Annotated in this window: 6 protein-coding genes and 1 pseudogene; 5 read left to right on the top strand and 2 right to left on the bottom strand. The window is 36.5% G+C overall.

The genetic code is table 11. From position 1 onward, the window contains the following. The first annotated feature begins 387 nt into the window (after window positions 1–387). The 5 genes and pseudogenes from A3SG_RS0109430 (at window position 388) to A3SG_RS0109415 (ending at window position 8,449) form a co-directional block, all read left to right on the top strand. On the top strand, window positions 388–909 hold the full coding sequence (locus tag A3SG_RS0109430) for a DUF4402 domain-containing protein (protein WP_016989775.1): 522 nt from the start codon (window positions 388–390) through the stop codon (window positions 907–909). A 133-nt stretch (window positions 910–1,042) separates the two neighbouring features. Beyond that, window positions 1,043–1,861: a hypothetical protein gene (locus tag A3SG_RS19540; protein ID WP_016989774.1), complete on the top strand. Its 819-nt coding sequence runs from the start codon at window positions 1,043–1,045 to the stop codon at window positions 1,859–1,861. Between the two features lie 116 nt (window positions 1,862–1,977). Next, window positions 1,978–4,596 carry a hypothetical protein gene (locus tag A3SG_RS0109420; RefSeq protein ID WP_016989773.1) on the top strand — a complete coding sequence of 873 codons (2,619 nt, stop codon included), beginning with the start codon at window positions 1,978–1,980 and terminating at the stop codon, window positions 4,594–4,596. 649 nt (window positions 4,597–5,245) lie between these two features. Further along, window positions 5,246–5,602 (top strand): annotated as a pseudogene (locus A3SG_RS23120) (peptidase M4); the annotation flags it as partial. After that, on the top strand, window positions 5,594–8,449 hold the full coding sequence (locus tag A3SG_RS0109415; RefSeq protein WP_410500993.1) for a M4 family metallopeptidase: 2,856 nt from the start codon (window positions 5,594–5,596) through the stop codon (window positions 8,447–8,449). The pseudogene A3SG_RS23120 and the gene A3SG_RS0109415, both read left to right, overlap by 9 nt. 115 nt (window positions 8,450–8,564) lie before the next feature. On the opposite strand, the gene A3SG_RS19535 is transcribed toward A3SG_RS0109415, so the two are convergent. Continuing rightward, window positions 8,565–8,945, bottom strand: coding sequence for a response regulator (locus tag A3SG_RS19535; RefSeq protein ID WP_016989771.1), 381 nt, complete (start codon window positions 8,943–8,945; stop codon window positions 8,565–8,567). Continuing rightward, entirely contained in the window at window positions 8,942–9,961 is a 1,020-nt protein-coding gene (locus A3SG_RS0109405) for a PAS domain S-box protein (protein ID WP_016989770.1), read from the bottom strand. The genes A3SG_RS19535 and A3SG_RS0109405 overlap by 4 nt, the downstream gene beginning before the upstream one ends. Window positions 9,962–10,086: the final 125 nt, after the last annotated feature.

Below are 10,086 nucleotides of genomic sequence, written 5' to 3'. Positions count from 1 at the left end.
CTGTTCATTGAACAGCCTCTTTTTTGTATGAATATTACTCACTACAGCAGCCGTTGCTTGTATTAAATGTCCAGTCGTTCGATCTTTACAAGCTAGCTGCTGGTCTTTAAATTTTAAAATAAACGCACGCACAGGCAGTAAAACAAACGATTTCTAGCTTTTTTACATAATTCAAAAAAACACAATTCATTTTTTATTTCTAAAAACGTAGACTTAATTTAGCCAGATTAGACTATTCCTATAAAACACTAGTGTAATACTGTTAAAATTGTTAAATAGTGTTTTTAATCGATAAAACATGCTTTTAATCGATAATATTGACTGATCTTTGTACCATCATTAGATACTTAAATCTAAGAATTATTTTAACCTAAATCATTACCTATCATGAGAAAAATTATCTCTATCGTTACGCTTATCACGGCTGTAGTTGCCGTTTCAACAACTGCTAATGCACAAGCTTCGCAAGCTGCACCATCTGGTGCGACTGTTGTGACTCCAATTTCAATCACTAATGATAATGGTTTGAACTTTGGTAATATAACTGTTTCATCCACAACTGCCGGAACTGTAGTAATGACTCCTGCCGGAGTACGAACTGCAGCTGATGGTGCAGCATTACCAACAATAGCTGGCCCAGTTGCAGCAGCAAAGTTCACAGTAAATGGCCAGGGAGCTTACACGTATGCCATTACCTTACCAACATCTGCTATTACACTTAAGGGTACAGCAGATGCCACAAAAGAAATGACTTTGGGAAGTTTTACTAGCACACCAAGTGGAAGTGGTGCTCTGACAGGAGGTACACAAGTACTAACGGTAGGGGGTACCCTAACTGTAGGCGCTGCTCAAGCAGCTGACAACTACACAAATACAGCAGACTTAATAGTCACTGTAAATTACCTTTAATTTATTTCACTACAGAGTGCTCCCAGCGGAGCACTCTGTTTTTTAATCAATGCAGCTTACCACCCACTCCTGTTAATTACGTCAAAACATCTTTGTTTATGAATGAAAAAAAAGCATATTACTAATCCTTTTTTTGTGTTTCACCTATCCGATAATTGCACAAGGAAATTTAGAAGTTTTTCCAAAACGTACTGTCTTTGACGGCATTGAAAACAGAGCGGCAACAGTTTATCTAAATAATACCGGAAAAGACACAGCAACATACGCTATATCCTATATTGAAATTAGAATGGGAGAAGACGGCAGTTTCAACTCAATTGAAAACCCACAGCCCAACCAACAATTTGCCTCACCTTACCTGCGGTATTTTCCGCGCACCATAACCTTAGCCCCTAATGGATACCAAACCGTTAAAATACAACTCATCAAGACCAATGATTTAAAACAAGGCGAATACCGTTCCCATCTTTATTTTAGAGCAATTAAAAAAGCAACCCTACTAAAGAAAAAAGCTATTGACACCGTCCATCATAAAACGCAAGGATTAAATGTTAATTTGCTTCCAGTATTTGGACTTTCCATCGCTAATATTATTAACATAGGCGATGACACTACCACTGTTCAGTTAACTAATCTAGTACTTGATAAATCACAAGACGATAGCGTTACACTATCCTTAAATGTTAACCGTCAAGGAAATCGCTCCGCCTATGGTAATGTAGAAGTCAACCATATTTCTACAGAAGGAATAACGCATAAAGTAGCTACTGTACAAGGGTTTGCTATTTATAGTCCAGGCACACTGTTAAAAACAAAAATAAAACTAGATAACAGCAAAAACATAGATTATTCTAAAGGAGAATTACAAGTAAATTTCACCACTATAGATCAATCAAATCATTATGCTAAAGCCACTCTAAATTTAAATCAAGCGTCACTATTTTTTAACTAATCTAGCTTCGAATATTTGTAGTCCTTAAAAGGTTTGAAATTACAAGTCCCTAGAAAATTTCAAATAAGCTCTTGCTATTCCTCTGTGCAAGATTATCCTAAAATATAAAAGTTGTTATGTGCACTCGGGCCCCTGATGGAAATATAGAATTTACACAACATTTGCTTGCTTTCAGCCGAGTTTTTAACAAAAAAATACCTTTTTTTAAATTCGTATCTTTTTTCCTGTTATTCCAGGCTACTGTTACCGCAGTAGCACAGAGCCCAAAGTATGACGAAGTTTTAGTAACCTTAACGGTACAGCATGCAGGAACGATTGAAATTACTGCATTGATAAACGACAATCAAGAAGTTTATTTATCCATCCCAGAGGTGTTGGACTTTTTAAAAATAAAAAATGAAGTTGCTGATGATTTTAGTACAATAGATGGATTTTTCATCAATCAAAATAATATCTTCCATATAAATGAGACGGCGCATGTCGTGAACTACAAAGGACAAGATATTGCACTACTAGCAGATGTATTAGTACGCACCCCCACTAATTTATTTTTAAGAGCAAACTATTTCGACTCGATCTTTGGATTAGAAAACAGCTTTTCTTTTAGAGACTTATCTGTTTCCATGTCTTCTAGATTAGAGCTTCCAGCAGTGCGCGAAGCTCGGTTACAACTGATGCGAGACAATATCAACACTCTCAAATACGGCTTTACAGCTGACACTACTTTTAGTAGAGATAAACCTTTATTTCATTTTGCCGCTGCAGACTGGGCGGTAAATACCATCCAACGTTCAAACGGCATAAACCAACAACAGCTCCGCCTCGGTCTAGGAGGGATGCTGGCTGGCGGAGAATTTACAAGCGCCTTCAACTACGGCAACAATCAACCCGTTTCCTTAAGAAACCAATTTTATCGCTGGCGTTATGTCGATAACGACAACAAATACCTTACTCAGATAGCAGCGGGAAAAGTAGCCTCTTCCCTAACGGCTACTCTCATTAATCCTACCATAGGCTTTCAAATTACAAATGCAACAACCACCGCTAGAACCTCCTTTGGTACTTACATAGTGAGCGATTATACTAAACCAGACTGGACAGTAGAACTTTACATCAACGACCGCTTAGTCAATTACACAAAAGCGGATGCCTCTGGATTTTTCTCCTTTACAGTGCCACTTCTCTATGGCAAAACAGCTATTTCTGTAAGGTATTATGGGCCTTGGGGTGAAGAGGAGCAATCTACGAAAGAATTTCAAATCCCTTTTTATTTCCTTCCAAAGCATAGGCTAGAATACAACCTCAGTTCAGGCATCATAGAGGATGGTAAAAATAGTTTCTTTGCAAATGCTAAAGCCAACTACGGTCTTTCAGATTACATCACGCTTGAAGGCGGTGTTGAATATGTTTCCTCGATAGAAAAGAATAAAGTCATTCCTTATTTTGGGACTTCGATTCGATTAGCCAATCAATTATTTGTTTCAGGAGCTTATTTTTCTAAAGTAAAATATACGGGGAACCTCAACTATTCTACGCCAAATAACATGCGATTGAATCTTGACTATACTAAGTACGACAAGGATCAAGACGCGGTACGCTTTAGTTATTCAGAACTCCGGAAAGCCAGCTTAAACATCCCAATACGTACTTCTCATTTCTCAGGCGTGTCTCGTTTCTCATTGCAACAAACAGTTTTTGCCACTAGTAGTTTTATGCAATCAGAATTAGCATTGTCTGGGCGGCTGTACAACTTCAACTTCAATTTAACGACAAATTCTTTTTTTACAGAAACCAAAAAACCTTTTGTCTTTAGTAACTTGTCCAGCTCGTTTAGATTACCCAAAGGATTTTCTCTTACGCCTAACATTAGATATGACTACAATAGAGCCGAAATAACGACAGTGCAAGCACAACTGCGAAAACGCGTTTTTAAAAAAGGATCCCTTCAAGCTTCCTTTAACCATGATTTTAAAAGTAAAAATACGTCTGTACAACTCGGTTTTCAATATAATCTTCAGTATGCAAATGCGGGAGTATCGAGCAATATCGATAACAATGGCGTTTCCTTTACACAATCAGCGAGCGGCAGTTTGATTTATGAACCAAATGCTGATTTTGTAGCATTTAATAATGGTACGAGCATTGGCAAAGCGAGCGTGAAGTTTATACCTTTTTTAGATACAAACGGAAACGGCAAACGAGACTTTGGCGAACAGCCTGTAAAAGGCTTAGAAGTCGCTCTGAATGGTGGTCAGAAAATCCTGGACCAAAGCGAAGGAACCACTATAATTTCGGATTTAGAGCCCTATTTGAAGAATTTCGTCACTTTTGACACGTCAAAAGTAAATAATATTGCTTGGCGACTAGAAAACAAAACTTTAAATATTACACTGAATCCCAATCAACTGAGAACAGTTGAAATTCCTATATCAGTTGTGGGAGAAGTTGCTGGAATGGTACAACGCAGCGAGAAAGGGCAGTTGACCGGAATTGCTGGTTTAAAAATAAATATTTATAAGAATGATACTGATTTTGTTGCCTCCGTTCTTTCTGAATTCGATGGTTATTTTAGCTATCTGGGTTTAACATCAGGATACTATTCTGCCAAAGTAGATTCGGTTCAATTACAAAAATTGCATTTTAGAACCGAAACTAAAAACACTGATTTTATAATCGACAATGGTACTGATGGCGCCTATGTGGATAATCTTGAATTTATACTTTACCAAGAGTAACTAAAAACTATAAATAAGCGCTCACCCATTCCCCTGAAAAGAAAACGTCAATTCTTTACAAACCCATACAAATCCTCAATAAATAGCAGAACTCAAATACCACCTTGATTCACTTTGGATTACTTTTGGTTTATTTTGCAAACGAATTTTGTTTGCAATTAGCGTTACTCTGAAAAATTCTTGATGCTTAAGTAAATAATTCCCACAGGACCTCATTATCAATTTTGCCGTTACCTATCCCATACTTTTAAACTTGAAAGTAATATTAAATTGCTCCCCTTTCTTGCCATAAAAAATCATTATTCTCTGCTATTATTGATACAATGCATCCTAAAATACTAATATAAAAAATTTAAGTGTATCGTATTGCCAGAAAACACTCAAATCGGATTCTACACGCAAAATACTACATTTCTACATTCGAATTAGCCAAATACATAAAGTACTGCCAAAAGCTGAACTATTCCCTCAAATTTTCGAAAAATAAAAATTTAAACATCTACCGCTAGGGCAGACTTTTTCACGTTTATGTACATATAAATCCGATGAAGCGTAAAATAAACAATAAATATTGTTCCTTTTCTTACTTTTTATGTTAAATTTGAAAATGAAAATTTTATTATTTTATTAACATTTAACCTACAACCAAATGAAAACAAAATTACTCGGTAAAATTGCGCTTGTAATAAGCGTATCGCTATTTGCTATTGAAGGGAACGCCCAAGATTCCTCTACAAGTGTAAAACAGAAAGTTATTGATGAAAATGGGAAACCATCGCTAATCACCTTTAATGAGAAGTCCACTTATAAGTCGACAGATTCTCAAAAAGTGTTCACGGAACAATTAAAGTTAAAAGACAATTCTAAGTTTACCATTTTAAAATCTGAGTCGGACCGATCAGGTTTCTCCCACGACAAGTTTCAACTATACCACCAAGGCCTGAAAGTAGAATATGCCACCTACTCCCTCCATTCTAAAAACGGAAAACTAACTTCTATGAGTGGTGAATATTATGACATTAAAAATGCAGCAACCACTCCAAGCATCTCCAAAACAACAGCATTTAAGAAAGCGGTCAATCATATAGGCGCTTCAAAATACTTATGGGAAAATCCAGAGAACGCCTCAAAAATAGGCTACTATAAACCGGAAGGCGAATTAGTTTTTCTTCCTTCCATGATTGATCAAGGAGAAAAAAATACGGACCAAAAAGTTCGCCTAGCCTACAAATTTGACATCTATGCAACAAGTCCTGTTAGCCGCGGTGACTTATATATTGACGCAATAACTGGCGAAGCGTTGTACTATAACGCCACAATCAAGCACCTTGGTGAATATAGCCATGGAAAAGATAGTTCGATAAATGCGAAAGGAGCAACAAACACAAAAGCTGCCAAAGCGCTTTTTGTTTCAGCAAATGCAGCAACAAGATACAGCGGAACCCTGTCAATCCAAACTGCTTTCAGCGGTTCTTCTTATATTTTATCTGATGCTACACGGGGAAACGGTATTCAGACGTATAATATGAAAAAAGGAACCAATTATGGTACCGCAGTAAATTTTACAGATAGCGACAATAACTGGAGTGCTGCAGAATTTAACAATGCAAATAAAGACAATGCTGCACTTGACGCACATTGGGGCGCAGAAAAAACGTTTGACTATTTGTCTACCGTTCACGGAAGAAACAGTTTTGACAATTTAGGCGCAGCTATAAAAAGTTACGTGCATTATGACCTTGCTTATGACAACGCCTACTGGAATGGTAGCGTTATGACCTATGGAGACGGAAGCGACACCTATTTTGATGCTTTAACTTCACTTGATGTCGCTGCTCACGAAATTGGTCATGCCGTTTGTGAAAAAACAGCAAATTTAGCTTATCAAAAAGAATCTGGTGCAATGAATGAAGCCTTTTCTGATATTTGGGGGGCTTGTATCGAATATTATGCAGCGCCTGGAAAATCCACCTGGTTAATTGGAGAAGACATAGAAAGACGAGCAGGACGTTTAGCCTTGCGTTCTATGAGCAACCCAAAATCTGAAGGACAACCTGATACTTATGGAGGCACATACTGGAAAACAATCGAATGTGGTACTCCAACACAAGCCAATGACTACTGCGGGGTGCATACAAACAGTGGCGTTCTAAATCATTGGTTTTACATCTTGACGATAGGAAAATCAGGAACAAATGACATTGGAAACTCGTATAATGTTACGGGAATAAATATTGATAAGGCTGCAAAAATAGCGTATCGTTTAGAAAGTGTTTATCTATCTGCTAATTCTACTTATGCTAATGCCAGAACTTATGGTATTCAAGCGGCATCAGACTTATACGGTGCTGGATCTCCTGAAGTTATAGCTACTACCAATGCATTTTACGCTGTAGGTGTTGGTTCCGCTTATGGAGTTCTAAATTACTGTGCTTCAAAAGGAAATAGTGTGGCTGATGAATATATCAGCAAAGTTCAATTGGGAACAATAAACAATACAACTACTGGTGGCAACGGTTATAGTGATTATACTTCCATTTCGACTAGCTTAACTAAAGGAGCTTCAAGCACAATTACAATTACACCAACATGGCCTGCAACAAAATACAACGAAGGCTATGCCGTATGGATCGATTACAATAAAAATGGTGACTTTAGCGATGCTGGAGAATTAGTTTGGAGTAAAGCGATATCTCAAACAACACCCGTATCAGGTTCGTTTACTGTACCAACATCAGCGAATACCGGAGCAACGCGCATGAGAGTGTCGATGAAGTACAATGCAATTCCAACTCCTTGTGAAGCCATTTCTTATGGTGAAGTGGAGGATTACACAGTAAATATTACGGCCAGTGCAGCAGATTTGACGGCACCATCTACACCCTCAAACTTAGCTGCTTCTGGAACAACTACAACAACTACAAATTTATCATGGAACGCTTCTACGGATAACGTAGCGGTAACTGGATATAATGTATATCAAGGTAGTACCTTGAAAGCAACGGTAACTAGCACTTCCTATGCTGTCACTGGATTAACTGCAAACACGGCTTACACCTTCTCTGTAAAAGCGAAAGATGCTGCTGGAAACATATCTGCCACAAGTAACGTGATAAATGTAACTACATTAAATAATACACTGGTATATTGTACGTCTAAAGGAAACTCTGTAGCTGATGAATATATTGATTATGTTTCAATAGGAGGCATCAACAACACTACAGCCGGTAATGCTGGATATGGTAACTTTACCAGTCTTGTAGGTAATCTTCCTTATGGTTCAAACACGATCTTGTTTAGTGCTGGTTTTAGTGGTACAGCTTATACTGAATATTGGAAGATCTGGATTGATTATAACCAAAATGGAACTTTTGAAACTTCTGAAGAAATGGTTTCTGGATCCTCTTCTAGTAGCGCAAACCTAACAAGTACATTTACAGTACCTACATCAGCTTTAGCAGGTACAACTCGCATGAGAGTGTCCATGAAATACAACGCGGCACAAACTGCATGTGAGGCTTTCCCTTACGGAGAAGTGGAGGACTATACAGTTAATATTGGTGCTGCGGCAATAACAACCATCACATCTGCAAAAGCTGCAATTGACTTAGGAAACGAAAATTCAATTTCAGATGTAGTACTGTATCCAAACCCTACGGATAATATCCTAAACGTAAGAATGACGGATAGTAGAAAAGGAACGTACCGTCTTATTAATTTCCTAGGTCAACAAGTTGACGCAGGACAATTATCTGAAAACGGAATAAACGTTAGTAAATTAGGAACTGGAGTTTATATCTTAGAAGTAAATGACGGTCAAAAAACAGTTGCGAAGAAATTCGTAAAAAATTAAGATTACTAATCAATAACAGCAAAGCCTCACAGTGATGTGAGGCTTTTTTTGTGCCATAAGCTTTTTAAAAGAAAAATTCTAGGGGTAATGACACCATAATTTACTCAATAAACCATTAAAAACGTAAATTTAGTAACCTTAGACTTGCTTTGTTAAGTGGTTTTTCGACAAAATTAATTATTTTTGAATATGACGCTGCCTTATCTTTGTCCCTTTGGTCCACGGAAGAAGTGACCATAATTACCTCGATTTTTTTATCAAAATCTTCTCTATGAATAATATCCAACAATCCCCAGCCATCCATAACAGGCATATTGATATCTAAAAACAACAAAACAGGGTCCACATCATTAGAAAGGGTATCAAAAAATTCCAATACCTTAACTGCCGAATTAAAGGTTTTCGGCGAATCATGAAGACCAACAGCTTGAATTATTTTACTATGTAAAAACAGAATTATTTCATCATCATCTACAACAACTACATTGTAACTCATTTGTCCTCAATTTTATTTATTGTTTCTGTTTTTTTAACAATATCCCTAATAATACCATCAAGTTCTGTTCCTGAATCAAAAAAGTGATTCAACAAGTCTTCGTACTCTGCAGACATTCCATCTGACTCCTTCATAAAATCAATTATTGACATCATTTTTGCTAATGGTGCTCTCACTATATGTGAATGTGTCCACGCTATATTTTTGAGACTTTTATTTTGATTTTCAATCGTTTTGATATATTTTATTTGTTTGGTTATATCATTCGCCATAACCAATTTCACCTTTTGATTTTTAAAGTAAATGATATTGCTTTGCACCTCAACGTTTATTATGTCTCGATTTTTTTTCTGATGTCTTAAGTATCTTTTTTTAAAATTATTCTTATACTGATTAAAAGAATGAACTCCCTCATCAAAAAGCGGATAGTCCTCTTCTGGCCATATCTCTTTTATGGTCATCTTTAAAAACTCCTCTTTTGTATAGCCATATTTCCTTATACCGGCTTCATTAACATCTAAAAACTCAAATGTCCCCAAATCATAAACCCACATTGGCAGTGGACTTAAGTGAAAAAGATCGGTATATCGTATTTTTTCCTCATCATATGAAAAAAATATTTTCTTACGCTTTATGGAACAAACAATGCTCTTATACAGCATCGCAGCTGTTAAGCCGTCCTTCATTAAATAATCTGAAACACCTTGCGAAATTAATCTAAAACTTAAATCAACATCCGCATTTGAAGTCAACACGATTATGGGGCAGAATAAGACGCTGTCTAGCATTTCGTTAACCAAATTTTGCGCACTTATATCTGGCAACGTAAGATCCAATAAAACAACGTCAAAAAATTTCTCGTCAGATGACAAAATCACGGATGCTTCTTCGAAGTTTTTTGCATGTCTAATTTCAGGAATAAAGTCCAGTTCCAATATCAATTGTTCAATCTTATTAAAGTCAGTTAAATTATCTTCAACAACTAAAATTGAATGTGTTTTATTGTATTTATTCATTTTTTTTGAAAAATTGCAATGGGTTTTATAAAGACTCTAAATTTAGTAATCAATTCTTTGCGATTATTTTGTTGAACTGATCTAGAGCTTAAAAAAGAAACGGGATATTCTAGATTTTATTTTTT

It is taken from the genome of Flavobacterium sp. ACAM 123 (assembly GCF_000264055.1).
Taxonomy (GTDB): Bacteria; Bacteroidota; Bacteroidia; order Flavobacteriales; family Flavobacteriaceae; genus Flavobacterium.
The sequence above is the reverse complement of the archived record's forward strand: the minus strand, read 5'-3'. Positions and strand labels throughout refer to the sequence as shown.